The sequence below is a fragment of the Thiocystis violacea genome (assembly GCF_016583575.1).
Classification (GTDB): Bacteria; Pseudomonadota; Gammaproteobacteria; order Chromatiales; family Chromatiaceae; genus Thiocystis; species Thiocystis violacea.
The window spans coordinates 25,141-45,754 of record NZ_NRRG01000013.1 but is presented as its reverse complement, the minus strand read 5'-3'; the positions used below and the strand labels follow the sequence as shown (position 1 = coordinate 45,754).

General features: G+C 64.7%; 17 protein-coding genes, 1 tRNA gene, 1 pseudogene and 1 other annotated feature. Of the genes and pseudogenes, 6 read left to right on the top strand and 13 right to left on the bottom strand.

Annotated elements, in window-relative coordinates; translation table 11 throughout:
- Position 1: 1 nt before the first annotated feature.
- Entirely contained in the window at positions 2 to 1,618 is a 1,617-nt protein-coding gene (gene gshA, locus CKO27_RS08835) for a glutamate--cysteine ligase (RefSeq protein WP_200374515.1), read from the top strand.
- Between the two features lie 36 nt (positions 1,619 to 1,654).
- Here the strand turns inward: gshA and CKO27_RS08830 are convergent, their stop codons facing one another.
- Both CKO27_RS08830 and CKO27_RS08825 read right to left on the bottom strand, forming a co-directional pair.
- Positions 1,655 to 3,001, bottom strand: a complete 1,347-nt coding sequence (locus CKO27_RS08830; RefSeq protein ID WP_200374514.1) for a hemolysin family protein — start codon at positions 2,999 to 3,001, stop codon at positions 1,655 to 1,657.
- Complete coding sequence (locus tag CKO27_RS08825; protein ID WP_200374513.1) at positions 2,994 to 4,328, bottom strand: hemolysin family protein; 1,335 nt, start codon at positions 4,326 to 4,328, stop codon at positions 2,994 to 2,996. The genes CKO27_RS08830 and CKO27_RS08825 overlap by 8 nt, the downstream gene beginning before the upstream one ends.
- A gap of 392 nt (positions 4,329 to 4,720) precedes the next feature.
- On the opposite strand from CKO27_RS08825, the pseudogene CKO27_RS08820 reads away from it, so the two are divergent.
- Positions 4,721 to 5,882: pseudogene (locus tag CKO27_RS08820) on the top strand (IS3 family transposase).
- Positions 4,948 to 5,064: a sequence feature (AL1L pseudoknot), on the top strand. It overlaps the preceding pseudogene by 117 nt.
- 331 nt (positions 5,883 to 6,213) lie before the next feature.
- On the opposite strand, the gene CKO27_RS08815 reads toward CKO27_RS08820, so the two are convergent.
- The 5 genes from CKO27_RS08815 to CKO27_RS08795 all read right to left on the bottom strand — a co-directional run bounded on the left by CKO27_RS08815 (position 6,214) and on the right by CKO27_RS08795 (position 9,655).
- Positions 6,214 to 6,301, bottom strand: a tRNA-Ser gene (locus tag CKO27_RS08815).
- A gap of 475 nt (positions 6,302 to 6,776) precedes the next feature.
- A complete protein-coding gene (gene thiO, locus CKO27_RS08810) occupies positions 6,777 to 7,862 on the bottom strand; it encodes a glycine oxidase ThiO (RefSeq protein WP_200374512.1) in 1,086 nt (361 codons plus the stop codon).
- Positions 7,863 to 7,916: 54 nt separating this feature from the next.
- Positions 7,917 to 8,870, bottom strand: coding sequence for a 4-hydroxy-3-methylbut-2-enyl diphosphate reductase (gene ispH / locus CKO27_RS08805; protein ID WP_200374511.1), 954 nt, complete (start codon positions 8,868 to 8,870; stop codon positions 7,917 to 7,919).
- Between the two features lie 128 nt (positions 8,871 to 8,998).
- Positions 8,999 to 9,478, bottom strand: coding sequence for an FKBP-type peptidyl-prolyl cis-trans isomerase (locus CKO27_RS08800; RefSeq protein ID WP_200374510.1), 480 nt, complete (start codon positions 9,476 to 9,478; stop codon positions 8,999 to 9,001).
- Between the two features lie 39 nt (positions 9,479 to 9,517).
- Complete coding sequence (locus CKO27_RS08795; RefSeq protein ID WP_200374509.1) at positions 9,518 to 9,655, bottom strand: hypothetical protein; 138 nt, start codon at positions 9,653 to 9,655, stop codon at positions 9,518 to 9,520.
- Positions 9,656 to 9,922: 267 nt separating this feature from the next.
- Between CKO27_RS08795 and rimO the strand changes: the two genes are divergently transcribed.
- Entirely contained in the window at positions 9,923 to 11,284 is a 1,362-nt protein-coding gene (gene rimO / locus CKO27_RS08790; protein WP_207280696.1) for a 30S ribosomal protein S12 methylthiotransferase RimO, read from the top strand.
- A gap of 39 nt (positions 11,285 to 11,323) precedes the next feature.
- Here rimO and CKO27_RS08785 read toward each other — a convergent pair whose 3' ends face one another.
- A complete protein-coding gene (locus tag CKO27_RS08785; RefSeq protein ID WP_200374508.1) occupies positions 11,324 to 11,524 on the bottom strand; it encodes a YgaP family membrane protein in 201 nt (66 codons plus the stop codon).
- 185 nt (positions 11,525 to 11,709) lie between these two features.
- Between CKO27_RS08785 and CKO27_RS08780 the strand changes: the two genes are divergently transcribed.
- Positions 11,710 to 13,323, top strand: a complete 1,614-nt coding sequence (locus CKO27_RS08780) for a bifunctional aminoglycoside phosphotransferase/ATP-binding protein (protein ID WP_200374507.1) — start codon at positions 11,710 to 11,712, stop codon at positions 13,321 to 13,323.
- Between the two features lie 246 nt (positions 13,324 to 13,569).
- Here CKO27_RS08780 and CKO27_RS08775 read toward each other — a convergent pair whose 3' ends face one another.
- The 5 genes from CKO27_RS08775 to CKO27_RS08755 form a co-directional block, all read right to left on the bottom strand.
- Complete coding sequence (locus CKO27_RS08775; RefSeq protein ID WP_200374506.1) at positions 13,570 to 14,445, bottom strand: DMT family transporter; 876 nt, start codon at positions 14,443 to 14,445, stop codon at positions 13,570 to 13,572.
- A gap of 116 nt (positions 14,446 to 14,561) precedes the next feature.
- Positions 14,562 to 15,593 (bottom strand): tRNA dihydrouridine(20/20a) synthase DusA, encoded by a 1,032-nt coding sequence (gene dusA / locus CKO27_RS08770; protein WP_200374505.1) that lies wholly within the window; start codon positions 15,591 to 15,593, stop codon positions 14,562 to 14,564.
- A gap of 218 nt (positions 15,594 to 15,811) precedes the next feature.
- Entirely contained in the window at positions 15,812 to 16,288 is a 477-nt protein-coding gene (locus tag CKO27_RS24240; RefSeq protein ID WP_207280695.1) for a hypothetical protein, read from the bottom strand.
- 69 nt (positions 16,289 to 16,357) lie between these two features.
- Entirely contained in the window at positions 16,358 to 17,734 is a 1,377-nt protein-coding gene (gene gorA, locus CKO27_RS08760) for a glutathione-disulfide reductase (RefSeq protein ID WP_200374504.1), read from the bottom strand.
- A gap of 184 nt (positions 17,735 to 17,918) precedes the next feature.
- A complete protein-coding gene (locus CKO27_RS08755) occupies positions 17,919 to 18,656 on the bottom strand; it encodes a glutathione peroxidase (RefSeq protein ID WP_200374503.1) in 738 nt (245 codons plus the stop codon).
- Between the two features lie 432 nt (positions 18,657 to 19,088).
- Between CKO27_RS08755 and CKO27_RS08750 the strand changes: the two genes are divergently transcribed.
- Together CKO27_RS08750 and glk are read left to right on the top strand one after the other, a co-directional pair.
- Positions 19,089 to 19,409: a sulfur globule protein CV3 gene (locus CKO27_RS08750; RefSeq protein WP_200374502.1), complete on the top strand. Its 321-nt coding sequence runs from the start codon at positions 19,089 to 19,091 to the stop codon at positions 19,407 to 19,409.
- A 190-nt stretch (positions 19,410 to 19,599) separates the two neighbouring features.
- On the top strand, positions 19,600 to 20,580 hold the full coding sequence (gene glk / locus CKO27_RS08745; RefSeq protein ID WP_200374501.1) for a glucokinase: 981 nt from the start codon (positions 19,600 to 19,602) through the stop codon (positions 20,578 to 20,580).
- Positions 20,581 to 20,614: the final 34 nt, after the last annotated feature.

Sequence of the window (20,614 nt, the reverse complement as noted above, 5' to 3'; positions counted from 1 at the left end):
CTTGAGCGCGACATCGAGAACCCTGGAGCGCTCGTTGGTCCGGCTCCGGGAGGCCGGTGCCTCCGACAGGCTCAAGGGCAATCGGATCGGCCTGGAAAAGGAAGGCTTGCGGGTGGCGGCGGACGGCCGGCTGGCCAGAACCCCTCACCCCTCGGGTCTGGGGTCGGCGCTCACGCATCCGCACATCACGACCGATTTCTCCGAGGCGCTGATCGAGCTGGTCACCCCGGCACTCACCGATCCGCGTGAAGTCCTGGATTTCCTGCGTGACATCCACGTCTTCGTCCATCGGCATCTGGGCGACGAATTGCTCTGGGCCACCAGCATGCCCTGCGTGATCGAGGGCGCGGCCAGCATCCCCCTGGCCCGCTACGGCACCTCGAACGCCGCGACCATGAAGACCGTCTACCGACGGGGCCTCGGCAATCGCTATGGGCGCATCATGCAGGTGATCGCCGGGGTCCATTTCAATTTCTCCTTCGCCGACGCCTTCTGGGATCTCTATCAGGACCAGCTGGGGGAGAGCGGCGATCCGCTCGGTTTCCGCGCCGAGGCGCAGATGGGGATGACCCGCAACCTGCAACGGATCGGCTGGCTCGTGCCCTATCTGTTCGGCGCCTCGCCGGCGGTCTGCGACAGTTTCGTCCAGGGTCACGCCGCCGATCTGGAGCGCTTCGACGCCCACACCCTCTACTATCCTCACGCGACCTCGCTACGCATGGGCGATATCGGCTATCAGAACAAGCAGGAAGAAGGCACCGGCATGAAGGCCAGCTACGACAGCCTGGATGCCTATGTCCGCAGCCTGACCTGGGCCATTGAAACGCCTTGTCCGCAATACGAGGAGATCGGGGTCAAGGTTGGCGACCGCTACGAGCAGCTCAACGCCCATGTGCTGCAGATCGAGAACGAGTACTACAGCACGGTCAGGCCGAAACAGATCACCGAGTGGATGGAGCGGCCGACCCTAGCCCTGCGCCGGCGCGGGGTCCGCTATATCGAGCTGCGCTCGCTGGACGTGAACCTCTTCGATCCCGAGGGCGTCGGTCTGGAGCAGCTGTGGTTTCTGGAGGTTCTGATGCTCCATTGCCTGCTCCAGGAGAGCCCTCGGATCAATGCGCGCGAACGCCGGGACATCGATGAGAATCAGGTTCTGACCGCCCATCGTGGACGCGAGCCCGGTCTGCGACTGGCGCGCGATCGCGAGCCCGTCAGGCTCCTCGACTGGGCGCGCGGGATCCTCGGCGAGATGGTCGCGGTGGCGGAGCTGTTGGATGGATGTTCCGATGGGCCGCGCGCGGACAGCGTGCGGCGTCAGATGGAAAAGGTCGAACACCCGGAGCTGACGCCCTCGGCGCGGATGCTTCAAATGATGCGGGAGGAGGGCGAGGGTTTCTTCGCTCTCGCCCGGCGGTTATCCGAAACCCATCGCCGCGCCTTTCGATCCGCGACCCTGAATCCCGAGCGGCTCGCGTTCTTCGAGCGTCTGGCGGCCGAGTCGGTCGAGCGCCAGCTCGGGATCGAGGCCGCCGACAGGGTCGATTTCGATACCTTCCTGGAGACCTATTTCACCCAGTCCGAGCATCAGCCGCCGACGGATCGCGCGAGCCGAGGGTAGCCGATTCGATCCGCTTGTCTCCTCGGTCGCCTCCCATCATGGCGCGTTCGAGGCTGGATCCTCCGCCCGGCGAGCATCGGGGGCGAGCGTCACCATGGCCTGGCTCACCCCGCGACCGTGCAGGGCGCTGACCACGAGAGTCAGCGCCTGCCATTGAATCCGATCCCCGATTCGCGGCGGTCGCCCCAGTTCACTCAGGATCAGGCCCGAGACGCTGTCCACCTCCGGATGCTCCAGCTCCCATCCGATCAGATCCCCGAGCCTGTCCAGACGCACCGTTCCCTGGACCTGAAAGCGCCCATGTCCGACCGGTAGTACATCGGGGATGTCGTCCGCGCCTTCCTCGATATCGCCCACCGCCTCGGCGCAGATATCCTCGATGGTCAGGATGCCGGCGGTGCCGCCATGTTCGTCCATCACCACGATCATCTGATTGCGCGTCCGCTCCATGGCCGTCAGAACCTCGTCGAGTGTACTGCTTTCCGGCAGGTAGGCGGTCTCGCGCAAGACCGCCGGGATGAGTCCGCGACCTTCGCGCAGCAGGCCAAGCATGTCCTTGATATGGACGGTGCCAAGGATGTGGTCGAGGTCGCCTGAGTAGACCGGATAGCGGGTGTGCCGATCCCGTCGCAGGATCTCGCGCAAGACCTCGTCGGTGGCGTCCGATGGAATGCCATGGGTGCGTACGCGCGGCACCATGGCCTGCCCCGCCGTGATCTCGCTGAAGTCGGCGATCTCGCGAAAGATGCGTCCGCTCTCGGCGCTGAGCAGCCCGCCCTGCTCGCTCTCGCGGGCGACCGATTCCAGCTCCTCGGGGTCCAGGTAGTGTTGAGTGCTGCGCCGGCGCTTGACGCCCACCAGACGCAGAAGGCCGTTGCCCGTCAGATTGAGGACACGGACGAAGGGGTAGAGCAGCAGCCCGATCATCAGCATCGGCGGTGTCACCCAAAGGGCGACGCGCACGGCCTGGCTGAGCGCCAGCGCCTTGGGGATCATCTCCCCGAAGACGATATGCAGATAGGTGATGACTGCGATCGCCAGCACGATCGCCAGCCCGTGGGCCGTCGCCTGGGCACCCAGTCCAGCGAATCCGGCCGCGATCAGCCACTGTTCGAAATGGATCGCGAGACTGTGCTCGCCATACATCCCCAGCCCGAGACTGGCGAAGGTGATGCCGATCTGCGCGGTGGCCACGTAGCGATCGAGGCGCGTCGGGTCATCAAGCATGGCGGTGATTCGCCCGGCGAGACGATCGCCGCCCTCCGCCCGCGCGGCCATGGTCGCGCGCGGGCTTCCGATGATGGCGAATTCGGCCGCGACGAACAGACCGTTGAGGGCGACCAGGGCCATGATGACGATGAAAACGATCAACAGCTCAAGCATCCTGTCCTCCAGATGGGCTATCGATGACCCGAGCCAGCACCGAATCGATGGCCGCGCCATCCAGTCGCTCGATCTCGAAGAGAAGACCGGCCGCCCTGAGAGAGCATCCGCCCTCCGGAATCGCATCGAGTTGCTCCAGCAGCCAGCCGGCCAGGGTTTCCGCCCGGCTCGGCGCCCAGGCTGGGCCACCCAGTGTTTGCGCCCAGGCGCTGGCGGCGTCGAGCGGTAGTCGCCCCGGCAGTCGCCAGCGGCCATCCGGTAGCGCGACCGGGGTTTGCTCGGCGTTGGATTTGAATTCGTCGGACAGTTCGCCGAGCAGCTTGCGGATGATGTCCTCCAGACTGATGAGACCATCCACATCGCCGTACTCATTGACCAGCAACGCGATACGGGCACGTCGGTCGCGCAGTTGGCTCAGCGCGCGATCGATGGTCAGGGAACTCGGCAAGGCCAGCAGCGGACGCACTAAGGGTTGCAGACTCTGGAGCGCATCCCCGGCCGCGATCGCCACCGCGACATCCTTCACATGCAGATAACCGCGCACATCATCGATATCGTCCTGATACACCAGGAGCCGGGTGAAGGGCGAGGCATCGATCTCGGCCAGCAGTCGATCCATCGGCGCGTTCAGGTCGAGGCCGACGATCTGGCGACGCGGAACCATGAGCTGGCGCACCCGATGCTGTCCCAACTGGAGCGCCTCGCGCAGACGTTCGCTGTCCTTGCCCTCCAGCAGCCCGCCCTCGCGGCTCTCGCGGATCAGCAGATCGATCTCGTCGGGCGCGTGCACATGGCGGTGACTGCCCTCGGCCGTCACGCCGAACTGCCTCAGCACCAGATTGCCGCTGCCATTGAGCAGACTGATGAAGGGCGCGAAGAGGATGAGCGACCAACGCATCGGCGGATAGGTTGCCAGGACCGTGCCGATCGGATATTGCAGGGCGACCGTCTTGGGAATGAGTTCGCCGAAGACGACCTGAGTGGCGGTCAGCGCGACAAGCGTGATCAGGGCCGACAGGGAATAGGCCCCAAGTGGCTCGAACCCAGTGTGCGCGACCAGGAAGGCGCCCAGGGCCAGACCGATCGTCGCCTGTCCGAAGGCGCCGAGCACCAGGCTGGAGACCGTGATGCCGATCTGGCAGGCGGCGATATAGCGATCCAGTCGCGCGGCATCGTGCAGGATCGGCAGCACCGCGATGGCCAGGCGGTGTCCCCGCGCGGCCAGTTGCTCGACGCGCGTGGCCCGCACGCCGACGATCGCGAATTCGGCGGCGACATAGAGGGCATTGACGAGGATCAGGACAACGACGATGAAGAGGGTCAGCATGGATATCGCCTCCTCCTGGCCGTCGGCCGGCGCCAATCCCCGAAAGGCGCCGCGAGCCTCTTGGCATCAGGAGGGCGCCGACTGTCCGGGTCGTCGGCGTCCTCGGCGCTGGGCTCGGTCGTCTCGTCGAAGGGGTTCATGAGGCTGAAATCCGTCAGGGTGATCGGAATGGCGTGACGCTCGGTCGAGAGTCAAGGAGAGCGGAGATGAGGCATGGATTCTAAGCCATCGGGGAGTAGCGGCAAAACGCCGGCGGTCCCGAGCGATCCGCCGAGCCGGGTGCGACCGACAGTGAACCGCTCAGGGAATCTCGGAGGCTCCAACCTTTGAGAGGATGGAGCCATGAAGACATCCCCGACGTATTCCCCGAAGTCCGTGAGCGTGCCGTTCGGATGGTGCGCGAGCCTCAGGGCGAGCCTGACAGCCAGTGTGCCGCGATCGTGTCGATGGCCAGCAAGATCGGCGGTACGGCCGAGACGCGGCGCCGTTGGATGCGCCAAGCCGAGAAGGACAGTGGTCAGCGGGACGGGTTGGCTAGCGCCGAGCGTGAACGCCCCAAGGCGCTGGAGCGCGAGGGGCATCAACGGTGCCAAGCCAATGAGAGCCTGTGCAAGGCTTCCGCGTATTTTATCCAGGCGGAGATCGACCGCCCCGTCAAGCGATGATGGGCTTCATGGATGAACACCGCGAAGCCTACAGGGTCGAGCCGATCGGCAAGATCCTGCCGATGGCCCCGTCAACGTACGACCGGCAGGCCGCTCGGCGGGCCGATCCCGCGCCGCGCTCGGCGCGTGCCCAGCGCGACGCGGTCTTGATGGGGCCAGCGGGTCTGGGAGGAAAAAGTTCAGGTCTATGGCGTGCGCAAGGTCTGGCGGCCGCAGTGCCGGAAGGCCTTGCCGTCGCCTGCGGCACGGTGGCGTGCCAGATGGGCCTGAAAGGGGTGGGGCGTGGGCCGCCGGTTAAAACAACGCTCCGCGACCCGCCCGTCCGTCGCCTGTTCAGACGATCTGGTCAACCGGCCATTCCAGGCCGAGCGACCGAAGGCCTTGTGGGTGTCGAACTTGACCGATGTCTCGACCGGGCAAGGCTGTGTCTACGTGGCCTTCGTCATCGATGTCTTGGCCCGGTGCTTTCTGGGCTGGACCGTCTCCAACTCGATGCGCACGCCGTTCGTCCTGGAGGCCCTGGACCAAGCCTTGGCGGCTCGTCGCCCCGCCCGCCAGGGCAAAGTTGATCCATCACAGCGATCGGGGGTCGCCGTACGTCTCGATCCGCTATGCCGAGCGCTTGGGTGAAGCGGGCATGGCGCCATCGGTGGGCCGCGTGGGAGACTCCTACGACCATGCGCTGGCGGAAACCATCAATGGCTTGTAAAAGGCCGAGGTGATCCATCGCCAGTCGTGGAAGAGTCGCGAGGCCGTGGAGTTGGCCACCCTCACCTGGGTCGACTGGTTCAACCACCGACGCCTCTTGGAGCCGATCGGTGACGTCCCACCGACCGAGGCGGAAGCCGCTTATGATCGACAACTTGACGAGTCTGCCTTGACGGTGTGACTCACACCAACGAGTTTCCGAGATTTCCGGAGCGGTTCAATCACGGCGACCCGATACCCCGTGGTCCAGTTGCCGGATGATATCCGCGACATCCTGACCACCGGGGAACAACTGGCGGTCGCCTTGGGGGTCGCCTTCGATACCGTGGACCTGCCCACCGGGGACACAGGTCTACGCCGCCCACATCCCCGGACTCATGGGGGCCATTACGCATGCCGTCACCCGCACGAAACAGCGTAACCAAGGGTGTGTCGAGTTGGGGGCTGATTGGGGAGCGATCAAGATGCCAGACAATCAAGGCGCTGAATAAAAAGGACTTTCTTCTTAGTATTGGCGGAGAGGGAGGGATTCGAACCCCCGGACCCTTGCGAGTCAACGGTTTTCAAGACCGCCGCTTTCGACCGCTCAGCCACCTCTCCGATAGGCCACGGAAGGCGGGGACGCATCACTTGGCCGTGATTGGAGCCGCCCGCGTATGCCGGGTAGGGAGAATAACCCAAGAAACCAGTTTGCCCAAGATCGGGTGCGACCATGACTGATGTCGACGGTCAGGAAATCACGTCGATACCGCCTCCAACCCCCTCGTCCAGCGTCCACCAAGGTTGGGGGAGCGAGCGAGGGTGAGCGAGAGCGAGAGCGAACCCCAGCATTCCGCCGGCGGCGGGGACGCTGGGGTTCACTCCCATTACCCCAACCTGCCGATGATGGCCGGTACGCATCATGGTGGTGCCCTAATCGACAGGATCTAGGTCAACGTTGGCCGCTGGAAAGATGGGTTTCGCTGCGCTCTACCGATCCTTGTATGTTGAGCCTCGGAGCGTACAGGATGGGTACGCTTCGCTTTGCCTATCCACGGATCCGACCCCAGGCTGGGTTGAATCGTTTCGCAACATCTCAGCGCGCGGCATTCAGTGCGTAGACGCTCGGATCCAGGATGGGCGGACGCTCAAGCATGATGTCGGCGATGAGACGGGCGGAGGCCGGTCCGGTGACCAGGCCGTTGCGAAAATGACCGGCGTTGAAGTAGAGACCATCGATACCCGGGTAGGCGCCGATGTAGGGAATGCCGCTCGGCGAGCTTGGACGCAGACCCGCCCAGTGATCCTCGATGGGGGTGCGCTTGAGGATCGGGAAGAGAGTGATCGCGTCCCGGTAGAGCGCCTCCTTGTCCTCGGCGGTCGTGGTCTTGATGAACCCGGTGTGTTCCAGCGTACTGCCGAAGAGAACCCGGCCGTCCCGGCGTGGAATGACGTAACGCCCGTCGTGCAGGGTGATGTGGTTGATCTGGCCGGATCTGGCATGGAAGAGGAGCATCTGGCCGCGTACAGGCTGGATGTCCGGGGCCTGGCCCAGTTGTTCGAGCAGCTTGGCCGTCCAGGCGCCGGCGCAGATGACGATTTGCCCGGCCTCGAACCGGCCCTTGGGTGTGCGGACGCCGAGCGCCCGGTCGCCCTCGATCAGCAGCTCGACGACCTCCTCGCGTTCGCGCAGATCAATGCGTTTGTCGAGTGCGTGGCGGATCGCCTTGGCGAGACGGGGCGGGCGGACCTGTGCGATGTCCGGAAAGAGCAGGACGCGCGCTGGGCGAGGCCCCAGCTCAGGCTCGATCTCGTGAATATGCGGCGCCTGGATGATCTCGATGACTTGGCCATGGCGCGCGCCCCAGGCGAGCGCCACGTCCAGCTCATCGGTATCCAGGATCAGTAGACCGTTGGGCGTCAGCTCCGGATCCGTTCCGGTCTCGTCGAGCAGTCCGACGGCGAGGGCCGGATAGACCTCCTGACTCCAACGTGCCAGGACGGTCACGGCCTCGGGTGAGCGCCAGGGGTAGAGGGGCGAAATGATACCGCCGCCGGCCCAGGAGGATTCGCGCCCGGTTTCGCCCATTTCGATCAGGGTGACCTTGGCCCCCGCCAGCATGAGCTCGCGCGCGGTCAGGAGGCCGATGATTCCGCCGCCTATGACCAGGACATCTTTCATCGACTCGATTCTCCGGCGTTCAGTGTCGCGGGGACGATGCCTTGGATGGCGTCGTCAGTTCGGCGCCTCGGCCGCCTGCTCGGTCAGCTCGCGGGGCAGTGGAAAGACCACCTGCTCGCGGATGCCGTCCTGCTCCTCGACGCCGGCGGCGCCCCATTCGCGCAGACGCGCGACCACGCGCTCAACCAGAACCTCGGGCGCGGAAGCCCCGGCGGTTAGGCCGATCCGCGGATGTCCATCCAGCCATTCGCGCCGGATGTCTTCCGGACCATCGATCAGATAGGCGGCGCGGCCCTGCTTTTCGGCCAACTCGCGCAGACGGTTGGAATTGGAGCTGTTGGGCGAGCCCACCACCAGCAGCAGGTCGATGCGCGTCGTGAGATCCCGGACCGCGTCCTGACGATTCTGGGTGGCGTAACAGATGTCGCTTTTCCTGGGGCCCTGAATCGCCGGAAAGCGCGCTTGCAGGGCGGCGATGATCTCGCGGCTGTCGTCCATCGAGAGGGTCGTCTGGGTGACGAAGGCGACCCGCTCGGGGTCGGCGATCTCCAGGGTGGCGACATCGGCCGCCGTCTCGACGAGATGCATGCGGCCCCCGTCGCCGACGCACTGTCCCAGCGTTCCTTCCACCTCCGGGTGTCCGCGATGCCCGATGAGAATGACGTCGGTGCCGTTCTTGCAGTGGCGGGCGACCTCCAAATGGACCTTGGTGACCAGCGGACAGGTGGCGTCGAAGACCCGCAGATCACGGGATTCGGCCTCCCGGCGCACCGCTTGGGGTACACCATGGGCGCTGAAGACGAGGGTCGCGCCGTCGGGCACCTCCGCGACATCCTCGACGAAGATGGCGCCGCGTTGGCGCAGACCCTCCACCACGAACCGATTGTGCACCACCTCATGGCGCACATAGACGGGGGAGCCGTGGAGATCGAGCACACGCTCGACGATGGCGATGGCGCGATCGACGCCGGCGCAGAATCCGCGGGGATTGGCAAGCTGAATATTCATGATATGGGTGAGGATAGGCGAAGGGACTGTGTCGAAACAGATGGTTCAAGTAGGGTTTTTTCCTGGCCGGTACCAACCGACGTCCGGCGAGGCGAGACCTCGGGCCGATCGAAACGCCGGGAGGATCCCTAGGGAGCGACCGACAGCACCTTGATGCGCAGCGAGAGATCGCGCCCGGAGAAGGGGTGGTTGAAATCGACCAGGATGCGTTGTTCCTCCAGATCGAGGACGATCCCACTCGTCTCCTGTCCCGCCGGGGTGACGAAGCCGAGTACCTGCCCCGGCACGGGCTCGATTCCCTGCGGAAACTCGTCGCGATCGACCCAGTGCCGATTGGATTCCTCGTAAGGACCGAAGAGCAGGGATCCGCTGGCCAGCAGGAGTGTGTCGGCGCCCTCGTGGAGCCCCTTGAGGGACGCCTCGAAGGCGGGCGTGAAGGTTCCGTCGCCGATTCGGCAGGCGATTGGCTCCTCCTCGAAGGTGGACAGGGCCACTAAGCCATCCTGGAAGCGTACCTCGAGGTGTAGCTGGATCGCGTGGCCGTCTTGGATCATGGGCTCCCCGTTCGAGGGCCTCTCGGGTTGGGTCGTCTCAAGATACTGCCGCATGGCTTGGTGGGCTCGGGGCTCGGGAGCGACGGTATCGCGCTAGATGAGTTCCTGGGTCACGAACAGGTAGCCCAAGGCCACGACGACGACGGCGATCGCCACGTAAGGGAGTAAGATGCAGATACCCGGTAGATCGTTACAGATCCGACTGTACTTACAGAGTTTACAGCTTTTCATGCTCTGTCCGTCCATCTGGTGTGAAGCAAGACCGGCCCGTCCGATCGGATGATTGAGTTCGGGAGTCGCACGGCCAGGTATCCTTACCGATATCCGGAACCCGATCAATGATTGTTTACGCCTTCAGTAAAACTACCGATCCAGGTCACGGCTGGATCAGGATCGCTTGATCAAGTTCACGGCGGCCAGGCCAACCTGATCCGGTCCGCCGGACGCCGACGGCCTCGAACAGCAGGCAACCTACTTCAACCTCAGGTGTTTCGTCTCTTGAATACCCCAGTCCAACCCACCGGCCCTTCCCAGGTTCCGCTTGAGGAAGCCCCCCGTATCGGTTTCGTCAGTCTCGGCTGCCCCAAGGCTACGGTCGATTCGGAGAGGATCCTGACGCAGCTGCGCGCCGAGGGTTACCAGACCCAACCGAGCTATGCCGATGCCGATCTGGTCATCGTCAACACCTGTGGTTTCATCGACGCGGCGGTGGACGAATCGCTCGAAGCAATCGGCGAGGCTCTGGCCGAGAACGGACGGGTGGTCGTCACGGGCTGTCTCGGGGCGCGGGCCGAGCTGGTGCGCCAGACTCATCCCGAGGTGCTGGCGGTGACCGGCCCCCACGCCCTCGATGAGGTCATGGCGGCGGTCCACGCGCATCTGCCGGCCCCGCGCGATCCATTCACCAGTTTGCTACCGCCCCAGGGCGTGCGGCTGACACCGCGCCACTATGCCTATCTGAAGATCTCGGAGGGCTGCAATCACCGATGCCGCTTTTGCATCATCCCCAGTCTGCGCGGGGATCTGGTCAGTCGGCCCATCGGCGATGTCCTCGACGAAGCGCGGCGACTGGTCGAGTCCGGGGTTCGGGAAATCCTGGTCGTGTCGCAGGACACCAGTGCCTACGGCCTGGACCGGGGGCATCGGCCGGACTTCTGGGGCGGGCGGCCGCTGCGCACGCACATCGCGGACCTGGCGCGGGGTCTGGGGGAACTACCGGCCTGGATCCGTCTGCACTATGTCTATCCCTATCCGCATGTGGATGATCTCATCCCATTGATGGCCGATGGCGTCATCCTGCCTTACCTGGACATGCCGCTGCAGCATGGCAGCGAGCGCGTGCTGCGGGCCATGCGCCGGCCGGCGGCGACCGAAAAGGTGCTCCAGCGGCTCGCGCGCTGGCGCGAGCAGTGTCCGGAGCTGGTTCTGCGCAGCACCTTCATTGTCGGATTCCCGGGGGAGACCGAGTCCGAGTTCGAGGAGCTGCTGGATTTCCTGCGCGAGGCCAGGCTCGATCGGGTCGGCTGCTTCGCCTATTCGCCCGTCGCCGGGGCCGAGGCCAACGCACTTCCGGATCCGGTTCCGGAATCCGTCAAACAGGAGCGCCTGGAGCGTTTCATGGCCGTGCAGGCCGGGATCAGTCGGGAAAAGCTGGCCGCGCGTATCGGGCAGCGTCTCACGGTGCTGGTGGACGCGGTGGAAGAGGACGCCATCATCGCGCGCAGCCACGCGGACGCGCCCGAGATCGACGGCGAAGTGATCATCGAGGGCGCTTGGGAGATCGATCCGGGAGATTTCATCGAGGTCGTGGTCACCGAGGCCGGCGACCACGATCTATGGGCGATACCGGTCGAGGATTGATCGCAAGGCCGGAGTCGCCGCGAGGTCCGGCCGTCGATCCTAGAATGCCGGTCCGCTCTCCTTGCCCAGCTTTTTCAGGATCACGGCCAGCGGACAAAAGCCGGTGAAGGCCGATTGGAAGAGATTGGCGCCGACGAAGGCGGTGAACCAGAGCCAGTAAGGGCTGAGGTAATAGGCCAGGGCCAGGGACACCAGGATGAAGCCGCCCGCGACGGCCAAAACAATACGTTCGATCGACATGGAATTCTCTACACTTAAATGATTGAGGGGAACTTGAGGCTCCGATCTTACTTAGCCAGGGCGGCTTTGTTCAACCGAGCGAACTCCGAGCGGATCACCAGACCCGCGACCCCGTACAGAGTATCCGGTCCGCGCACGCCAGCCATGGCGCGCGGTTTCATCAGGCTGAAGCGAGTAGCCGCGGCATGAAGCTCGATGATTTTCCAGCGCTGATCGAGGGTCTGATGCGACCCGAGGCCTATCCCCATCCAGCCGAGTCCATCGAGCCTATCGAGACGCACATCTCGCATGTCCTGCTGGCCGGCGATTACGCCTATAAGCTGAAAAAGCCGATCGATCTGGGATTTCTCGATTTCTCGACGCTGGAGCGACGTCACCATTACTGCGAGGAGGAGTTGCGGCTCAACCGGCGTCTGGCCCCCGAGCTTTACCTGGACGTCGTCGCGGTGACCGGGAGCGCCGATCGGCCTCGGATCGGCGGCGAGGGGCCGATTCTGGAATACGCGGTGCGGATGCATCGCTTTCCCCAGTCGGCCCTGTTGAACCGCCAGACGCCGACCGGCGAACTCATGATCCGTCTGGCCGAACTGGTCGCCGAGTTTCACGCCGGCATTCCCGTAGCCGATGTCGAGGGTGATTTCGGTACGCCCGAGGCGGTTCTCGAACCCATGCTCGAGAACCTGGCTCAGGTTCGCTCGCGGGCCATCCGGCCCGAGAATCTGGGACGTCTGGAGCGCCTTGAGGCTTGGACGCGCAAACGTTGCCGCGAGCTGACGTCCGTGATCGCGCAACGCCGTGCCCAGGGCTTCGTGCGCGAGTGTCACGGCGACATGCATCGGGGCAATATCGCCCTGGTCGGCGACCGGATCCACGTCTTCGATGCCATCGAGTTCAACCCCAATCTGCGTTGGATCGATACCGCGAGCGAGATCGCCTTTCTCGTCATGGACCTGGAGCAGGAGGGCGAGGAGGGCGCGGCGCGCCTCTTTCTCAATCGTTACCTGGAGCGTAGCGGCGACTATGGCGCGCTCGCCGTGCTGGATTTCTATAAGGTCTACCGCGCCATGGTCAGGGCCAAGGTGCTGGCGATCCGACTCGGACAGGCGGACCTGACGCCCGCCGAGGATGCGGCGATCCGACGCGATTGCACCCACTATTTGACGCTGGCCGAGACCTATACCCGGCCGAGACGCTCGCATCTCCTGATCGCCTGCGGTCTGCCCGGCTCGGGCAAGAGTCGGCTCTCCTGCCGCTTGCGCGAGGTTCTGCCCCTGATCCACCTGCGTTCCGACGTGGAGCGCAAGCGCCTGTTCGGGCTGGGCGAACTGGCCCGAACGACGAGCCGCCTCAACAATGGGATCTACTTCCCGAGCGCCACCGATTGGACCTACGACCGTCTCCACCGTCTGGCCGACGGGATCCTGGCCAGCGGTTACGACGTCCTGGTCGACGCGACCTTCGTCGCCCGGCCCAGACGCGAGCGTTTTCATGACCTCGCGCGCCGGCATCGAGCCGGCTTCGGGATCCTGGCCCTCGAGGCCCCGCTCGATGTGCTGCGCGAGCGGGTGATGCGGCGGCTGGCGTGCGGGGAGGACGCGTCCGAGGCGAGTCTGGCCGTGCTGGAGCGCCAGCACGCCAGCCGACAATGCCTGAGCGAGCGGGAGCGGACCCACGCCGTGATCGTCGACACCAGCCGCGAGCCATCCTTCCCCGAGGTGCTGGCGCGTATTCGGGACGTGCTGGAGCGGGATTCCGCGGCCGAGGATCTTGAGCCGGTTTCGCACAGTCGTTTCGGCTAGCCTCCGCGTCACGACCATTGAGTCAATGGTGATTTCCGTGAGAGTCCATATCCAGTCTAAAGCTCCGGAAATGGACAGGATTAACAGGATTCTTCAAGATTTACAGGATTAAAAACAGAGCTTTAAAAATCCTGTCAATCCTGTGAAATCCTGTTAATCCTGTTAATCCTGTCTATGACGAGGGGGATGGCGGGTACAAGGTTTCCCGGAAATCACCTTAACAGTGAGCCTCCGCATGGAACTGGTTCAGGTGAGCAGTACCACCACGCCGGACACCATGATGACCCCCGCCGGGAGACGGGCCGCCATGTCGCGCTCGCGAAACAGCAGCGCCCCGTAGAGGATCCCGAACAGCAGACTCACCCGCTTGACCGCGATCATATAGGCGACCTCGACCGCCTGGATCGCCAGGAAGTGGGTGAAGACCATGAGACCGAGCAGACCGCCGACCGTCAGCACCGCCCAGGGACGTCTGGCCAGCTTGATCAGCATCCGCGGACGCGGCAGTACGATCAGCACCAGCACCGTCAGCCCCAGCAGAGCGAAGTAGAAGGCGCCGAAGGTCTCGGGCGGCAGATAACGCATGGCGCCCTTGCCCAGGGTGGCCGTGACGGCGTAGATGGCCGCGACGCCGAGCATCATCCGGGAGCCTGGTTCATGGACGATGGCCGCGAAGGGCGCGACCCAGCCGCGCCAGTCGCGCGCATGGGTGTGGGTACTGTTCAGCAGCCAGGCGCCGGCCACCACCAGCAGGATGCCCAGCGCGCCGCGCGCCGAGACCTGCTCGCCCAGGACGATCCAGGCCACGGCGATCACGAAGACCGGGGTAAAGGCGAGATAGGGCAGCGTGAGCGACAGTGGGTGGTCGCGAATCGCCGCCATGTAGAGCCACATGGCGGCCAGTTCCAGCGGGACCAGGACCGCGATCCAGCCCCAGAAGGCCAGCGGGATCTCGCCCAGCGGCGGGAGACCGGCCAGCAGGGGAGTCATCAGCAGGCCGGGAATGCAGAAGCGCGCCACCAGCAGCTCGGTGGCGGACAGATCCCGCAACCAAGCCTTGGTCGCCGCGTCAGCGCTGGCCAGGCTGAAGGCGCACACCAGGGATAGGACGATCCAACTCATCGGGCGCGACAGTCCGTCGTGGTCTGCCCGGATCGGCGATCCCAGGCTCGCGGAGGCGGGTCGGGCCGGATCGCGTCGCCTTGGATCTTGCTGGACGCGGTCCCCGCCACGCGCGCCTAGGCGTCCGGCGCATGGCTGGGTGGGATGGGCTCGCGGCCGCCGATCGCCAGAACCTCGACACCCGCACCGGCAAGGTGGGCCTGTTCGCTGATCCGCCGCCGCCAGGCGCGGGCGCCGGGCTGGCCCTGGAAAAGCCCGAGCAGATGACGGCTCATGGCGCTCAGTGGAACGCCGGCGGCGAGCTGGCGTTCGGCGTAGGGCATGAACGCCTCCAGCACCGCCCGGCGCGTCGGCGCCGGAGGTGCCGCGCCAAGGATGAGCCGATCGGCCTCGGCCAGGATCCAGGGGTTGTGATAGGCCTCGCGGCCGATCATGACGCCATCCAGCGTCGTCAGGAAATCCGACGCCTCGGCCAGGGTCTTGATCCCGCCGTTGATGACGATGGCGAGATCCGGGAAGTCCCGCTTGAGCTGGAGTACCACATCGTAGCGCAGCGGCGGGATGTCCCGATTCTCCCTCGGGCTCAGCCCCTTGAGCCACGCCTTGCGTGCATGCACGATCACCGCGTCGCAGCCCACCTGACGGAGGGCGCCGACGAAGTCCACCAGTTCGCCATAGCTGTCGCGCTCGTCAATGCCGATGCGGTGCTTCACCGTCACCGGAACCGAGACCGCCTCCTTCATGGCCGCCACGCCCTCGGCCACCAGTCCGGGCTCGGCCATGAGGCAGGCGCCGAAGCGTCCGTTCTGGACCCGATCCGAGGGACAGCCGACATTCATGTTGATCTCGTCGTATCCCCAATCCGCTCCCATCCTGGCACACCGCGCCAGATCCGCCGGATCCGAGCCGCCGAGTTGAAGCGCGATCGGATGCTCCGCGGGGTCATGGCGCAAAAAACGCTCCCGATCCCCGTGGATCAGCGCGCCGGTGGTGATCATCTCGCTGTAGAGCAGGGTATGGCGACTGATGAGGCGCAGGAAATACCGACAGTGGCGGTCAGTCAGATCCAGCATCGGGGCCACCGATAAGCGGCGATTCAGCGTGGATGTCCGTGCTGGGCTGGGGAATTCGGCTCGGGATGGGGGCATGCGAAAGGGCTGATGTGAGGTCTTCGGGCTTGGGACTGTCGCCGACGCGCGTCGGGCGCGAGGAGGCCGATGGTGACTGGGCGCATCCTATCAGAACCGAAGGCGACCATCGCGGCGTCGAGGCGTTGGTTGGATTCCTGGACGGCGAGGCCGCGGCCAAGCCCCTCTCTGCCCCTGGGGGCCTAAGGATGAGTGAGTCAGGAGCGATCGAGCCGCTGTCAGCGGTGTGTCGCGCCCGTTCGGCTGGTGGGCGCGGGGCGGGGCGGGCGAGCAGGCCAGCGCGGATTCGTGCCTATCCGAGGCGGATCCGCGAGCGTTTCATCCGGCTGGAGGCGCTGGCAATATCCCCAGAGCCCACGGGCGAGTTGGTTGGCGACTTCCCGAGTCAGGTGGCAACCCGTGACATGGTCGTAGTGATGCTGGATGGTCTCGGCGTGTTTCCTGACGAAATCCTTGAGCGCGAGGCCGCCGTTGGGGGCGAGGGCGCTATCAACGATGATCGCCTCGAAGGCCGGGATGTCCATCGCCAGATCACTGAAAATTTCGGCTGGATCGCGCTTTGGCATGGGATGAAGGTCGCTGGAAGGCATGCTTGAAGTGTGGTTGCCGCGAACCGATAGCGCAGTGGGGATAAACACGCAAAAAAGCTTGTAGTTCTTAATGTGATGGCCTTGAATCCAATGCCGCCACATCATCCGACGAAAAAAGGCTCCGCCAGCTTTGCGCTGGCGGGGCCTTGAATCGCCTGATCCGGGGCGGCGGTTTCAGCCGCCCTGGCCTGGACGCCGGACCGGCTCCTTCATGGTCACCAGTTCCTCGGCGCTACAGGGGTGGATCGCGATCGTGGCGTCGATATCGGCCTTGGTGGCGCCCATTTTCACCGCCACGCCGAAGCCTTGCATCATCTCGTCGACGCCGTCGCCGATCAGATGGATGCCGACCACCACCTGCTCCGCGCCCGCGCAGACCAGCTTCATCGCGGTCTTGGGTCCATGGGCGTTGAGGGCGTAGCGCATGGGTGTGAAGCTGGTTTCGTAGATGGTCAGGGTGTCGCCGTAGCGCTCGCGGGCCTCGGGCTCGGTCAGGCCGACCTTGCCGATCGGCGGGTGCGCGAAGACGACGGTCGGGACGTTCTCGTAATCGAGCTTGAGGCTCGGTTTGTTGTTGAAGAGACGCTCGGCAAGCCGACGTCCGGCGGCGACGGCCACTGGCGTCAGGGGCTCGCGACCGGTGATGTCGCCGATCGCGTGGATACCGGGGACGTTGGTGTTTTGGTAGGGGTCGGTCGGGATGATGCCGTTGCGCTCGACCTCGACGCCCGCCGCCTCAAGATTGAGATCGCGGGTATTCGGCGCGCGTCCCACCGCCCATATGATCTGGTCGAAACCGGTCAGGCGCTTGCCGTCGCGTGCGACAAGCACCAGTCCCTGGTCGTCGCGCTCCAGCGCCGAGACCTCGAATTGCGGATGGATGTCCATTCCATGTGCCTTCATGTTGTCGGTCAGGGTCGCGCTGATGAGCGGATCGAACAACCAGAGCAGCCGATCCTCGAGCGCGACGATGGTGATCTCGGTGCCGAAGGCGCTCAGGACGCCCGCCAGTTCCACGCCGATGTAGCCGCCGCCGATGATCGCCACGCGCTTCGGCTGGCTTTCCATGGCGAAGAAGCCGTCGGAGCTGATGCCCAGCTCGGCGCCCGGCATGCGCGGCACGATCGGCCGGCCGCCGGTCGCGATCACGATATGGTCGGCGCTGTACTCCTGCTCGCCCACGGCGACTGTGTGGGCGTCGACGAAACGGGCCAGGCCATCGATGCGGGTGATGCCCAGCGTCTCGACATAGCCATCCCAATAGTCGTTGATGTTTCCGATGTAACGGTTACGGCCTTCGATCAGCTTGTTCCAGTCGAGTCCGTCCGAATGCGCCCGAAGGCCGTAATCCGGGGCGTCGGCGACGGCCGCCGCCAGGTTGGCCGCGTACCACATGACCTTCTTGGGCACGCAGCCCGCGTTGACGCAGGTGCCACCCAGTTTGCCGGCCTCGATCAGGGCGACCCGCTTGCCGAGCTGGGCGGCCTTTTCGGCCACGGCCAGGCCGCCGCTGCCACCCCCGATGGCGATCAAATCGAAATGCTGACTCATGAGTTGTCAATCTCCAAATTACCGAAATTCCTTAGGTTGTCAGTGTCTCTGCTGGTATCGCGGTGGCTGGCGCCCGGTGGGTGTTCCAACAGCGGAGGGCGCCGTTTGAGGCGGCGCCCTTTGGGATGCGTGGGTTACATGGCCCCCGTGACGGTCGTGGACCGTCGCGGCGGCCGTGTCGGACCTACTTGCGTTCTTCCAGCCAGGCCAGGACCGCGTCCGAGCCGCCGATCAGCTTGCCATTGACAAAGACCTGCGGAACGGTCGCGGCGTTGGCGACGGCGCGCAGGGACTGCTCGGTGTAGTCCTTGTTCATGACCAGTTCCTCGAAGTGGATCCCGGCGTTGCGCAGCGCCTCCTTGGCCCTGACGCAGAAGGGGCATCCATCGCGACTGAAGACCGCGACATCCATCGGCTTGGGCTCGCCGGGCGCCAGGTAGGCGAGCATGGTGTCGGCGTCGGAAACCTCGTAGGGGTCGCCTTCGACGTCCGGCTCGATGAACATCTTCTCGACCACGCCGTCGCGCACCAGCATGGAGTAGCGCCAGGAGCGCTTGCCAAAGCCGAGCGCATCCTTGTCGACCAGCAGGCCCATGCCGGCGGTGAAGTCACCATTGCCGTCCGGGATGAAGGTCAGGTTGTCGGCATTCTGGGACTTTTGCCACTCGTTCATGACGAAGGTGTCATTGACCGAGACGCAGACCACGCTGTCGACGCCGTGCTGCTTGAAGGTTGGAACCATCTGGTTGTAACGCGGCACATGCGAGGAGGAGCAGGTGGGCGTGAAGGCGCCTGGCAGCGAGAAGACGACGACGGTCTTGCCGGCGAAGATTTCATCGGTCGTGACATCGACCCACTCATGACCCTGGCGGGTGTGGAAGGTGACGCTGGGGATACGGCTTCCGGTACGGTCCTGGAACATGGTTCGATTCTCCTTTTGAGACGCTAGAGTCGTTCGATTGGGTTGGGATTCGCTGGCCCGGCATGGGGCCGACGGGGATAGAGTATCCTGGAAAAAACGATCCGATAAATGGATTATAAAGATCGATGCGATAGCCGGGGACGATGCACTCCTCCTGTTCGATTGACCGCGCTCTTTGTGAGGGCTTGAGAGCGAATCTCAAGGGCCGTTATCCACCGTCGGTTGTCGCGACCTCTCGGCCGACCGCGCGGGGTCGAGGCGGAGGTTTGGGGATGGGGATCCGGTCGATACTTGCTCGCGTCTGTTCCGACAAGGGATTGGGAAGTCGACGGTATTAGCGATTATTGATGGAGATCAATGTGAAACCTGGGCGTCCTTCCTAATCTTTGATTTCGCTCATCTCGTAAAACAGACGACAGCGAGGACATGAAGATGACGATGAAGCGATTGCTGCTGGCCACGATCCTTGCCGGTGTCTCCGTGCTCGGCACCTTGCCCGCCAACGCCTTCTGGGGTTGGAGTCCCTTCGGTTGGGGCGGTCCCTGGGGCGGTGGCCCCTGGGATGGTCCCTGGGGTGGCGGTCCCTGGGGTTCGCCCTGGTACGGACCCTACGGCGGTTATCCCTATGGATTCACTGGGGTTCCCTACGGCTGGGGCGCGCCTGTTTATGGGTATCCCGGCTATGCCTATCCCGGCTACGCCTATCCGTATCCGGCGACCAGCGCGCAACCAAGCCCCACCGTCTCCAAATAAGCCAGCGATGGCTTGATCCCCAGGGCCTTGTCCGCGTCTTTCGAGCCGGACAAGGCCCGCATCGACCCCCAATGCGCTGGACCTTCGCCGCCGCGCGCGCATCTTGCTATGATCCCCGCCTACTGATCGCGGCCCATCATTCCGGCCGATGGTGATAGGGCGTTCGCCGTCTGGGGATTGGAGACTGGATATGCGCTTGTTGGTAGGTGACATCGGTGGCACCAAGACGGCTCTCGGCATGGCCGAGACGGATGGCGGGGCCGTGACTCTCAGCGAACCCAGACGCTATCCAAGCGCCGGGTTCGGTTCCTTCGACCAGATCGTTCAACATTACATGGTCGAGACCGGCGCCCAATGCCGTTTCGCGGCCTTCGCGGTCGCCGGGCCGATTCACGACCGGCGCTGCGAAACCACCAATCTTCCCTGGCTGCTGGATGCCGATGCCCTGGAGCACGGTTTCGGTTTCGCGGGTGTCGAACTCCTCAACGACCTGGAGGCCGTCGCCTGGGGTGTTCCGGTTCTCGAACCACGCGACCTGGCCGAGATCCATCCAGGTGACGCACTCAGCCAGGGTAATGCCTGCGTCGTCGCGGCCGGGACGGGGCTCGGCCAGGCCGGTCTCTTCTGGGACGGCATCCGTCATCAGGCCTTCGCCACCGAGGGCGGGCACACCGACTTCGCCCCGGCCGACGACCTCGAGTTCGCGCTGCTCACCTACCTCAAGTCACGCTATGGCCGGGTGAGTTGGGAGCGGGTCGTCTCCGGTCCGGGGATCGCCAATCTGTACGACTTCCTGCTGTTTCGCCATGGCGTCCAGCCTCCCGCCTGGCTGAAATCGGCCATCGACGAGGGGGGCGACACGGCCGCCGCCGTGGCCCAGGCCGCCGCGGACGAGCGCTGTCCGCTCTGTGTCGAGACCATGGGTCTCTTCATGCGGCTCTACGGACGGGAGGCCGGGAACCTCGCCTTGAAGCACATGGCGCTGGGCGGGGTCTATCTGGGCGGCGGTATCGCCCTGAAGAACCTGACCTGTCTGCGTCGGGGCGGGTTTCTAGAGGGCTTCTTCGACAAGGGGCGCATGGGTTCGCTGATGCGCCGCATGCCGGTGCGGGTCATCATGCAGCCGCACACGCCCCTGCTCGGCGCCGCGCGCTTCATGGCTTCGCAATAACCATCAGGATGCTCCATTTCGGGCGAGAGGTAAG

Coding starts and splice junctions, on each gene's coding strand:
- CKO27_RS08755 (WP_200374503.1), bottom strand. CDS start 18,656: ATGTTCCAGGACCGTACCGGAAGCCGTATCCCCAGCGTCACCTTCCAC.
- CKO27_RS08785 (WP_200374508.1), bottom strand. CDS start 11,524: ATGTCGATCGAACGTATTGTTTTGGCCGTCGCGGGCGGCTTCATCCTG.
- CKO27_RS08825 (WP_200374513.1), bottom strand. CDS start 4,328: ATGCTGACCCTCTTCATCGTCGTTGTCCTGATCCTCGTCAATGCCCTC.
- CKO27_RS24240 (WP_207280695.1), bottom strand. CDS start 16,288: ATGATGTGGCGGCATTGGATTCAAGGCCATCACATTAAGAACTACAAG.
- gorA (WP_200374504.1), bottom strand. CDS start 17,734: ATGAGTCAGCATTTCGATTTGATCGCCATCGGGGGTGGCAGCGGCGGC.
- dusA (WP_200374505.1), bottom strand. CDS start 15,593: ATGCCCCCATCCCGAGCCGAATTCCCCAGCCCAGCACGGACATCCACG.
- glk (WP_200374501.1), top strand. CDS start 19,600: ATGCGCTTGTTGGTAGGTGACATCGGTGGCACCAAGACGGCTCTCGGC.
- CKO27_RS08780 (WP_200374507.1), top strand. CDS start 11,710: ATGAAGCTCGATGATTTTCCAGCGCTGATCGAGGGTCTGATGCGACCC.
- CKO27_RS08775 (WP_200374506.1), bottom strand. CDS start 14,445: ATGAGTTGGATCGTCCTATCCCTGGTGTGCGCCTTCAGCCTGGCCAGC.
- CKO27_RS08830 (WP_200374514.1), bottom strand. CDS start 3,001: ATGCTTGAGCTGTTGATCGTTTTCATCGTCATCATGGCCCTGGTCGCC.
- CKO27_RS08795 (WP_200374509.1), bottom strand. CDS start 9,655: ATGAAAAGCTGTAAACTCTGTAAGTACAGTCGGATCTGTAACGATCTA.
- CKO27_RS08800 (WP_200374510.1), bottom strand. CDS start 9,478: ATGCGGCAGTATCTTGAGACGACCCAACCCGAGAGGCCCTCGAACGGG.
- thiO (WP_200374512.1), bottom strand. CDS start 7,862: ATGAAAGATGTCCTGGTCATAGGCGGCGGAATCATCGGCCTCCTGACC.
- ispH (WP_200374511.1), bottom strand. CDS start 8,870: ATGAATATTCAGCTTGCCAATCCCCGCGGATTCTGCGCCGGCGTCGAT.
- CKO27_RS08750 (WP_200374502.1), top strand. CDS start 19,089: ATGACGATGAAGCGATTGCTGCTGGCCACGATCCTTGCCGGTGTCTCC.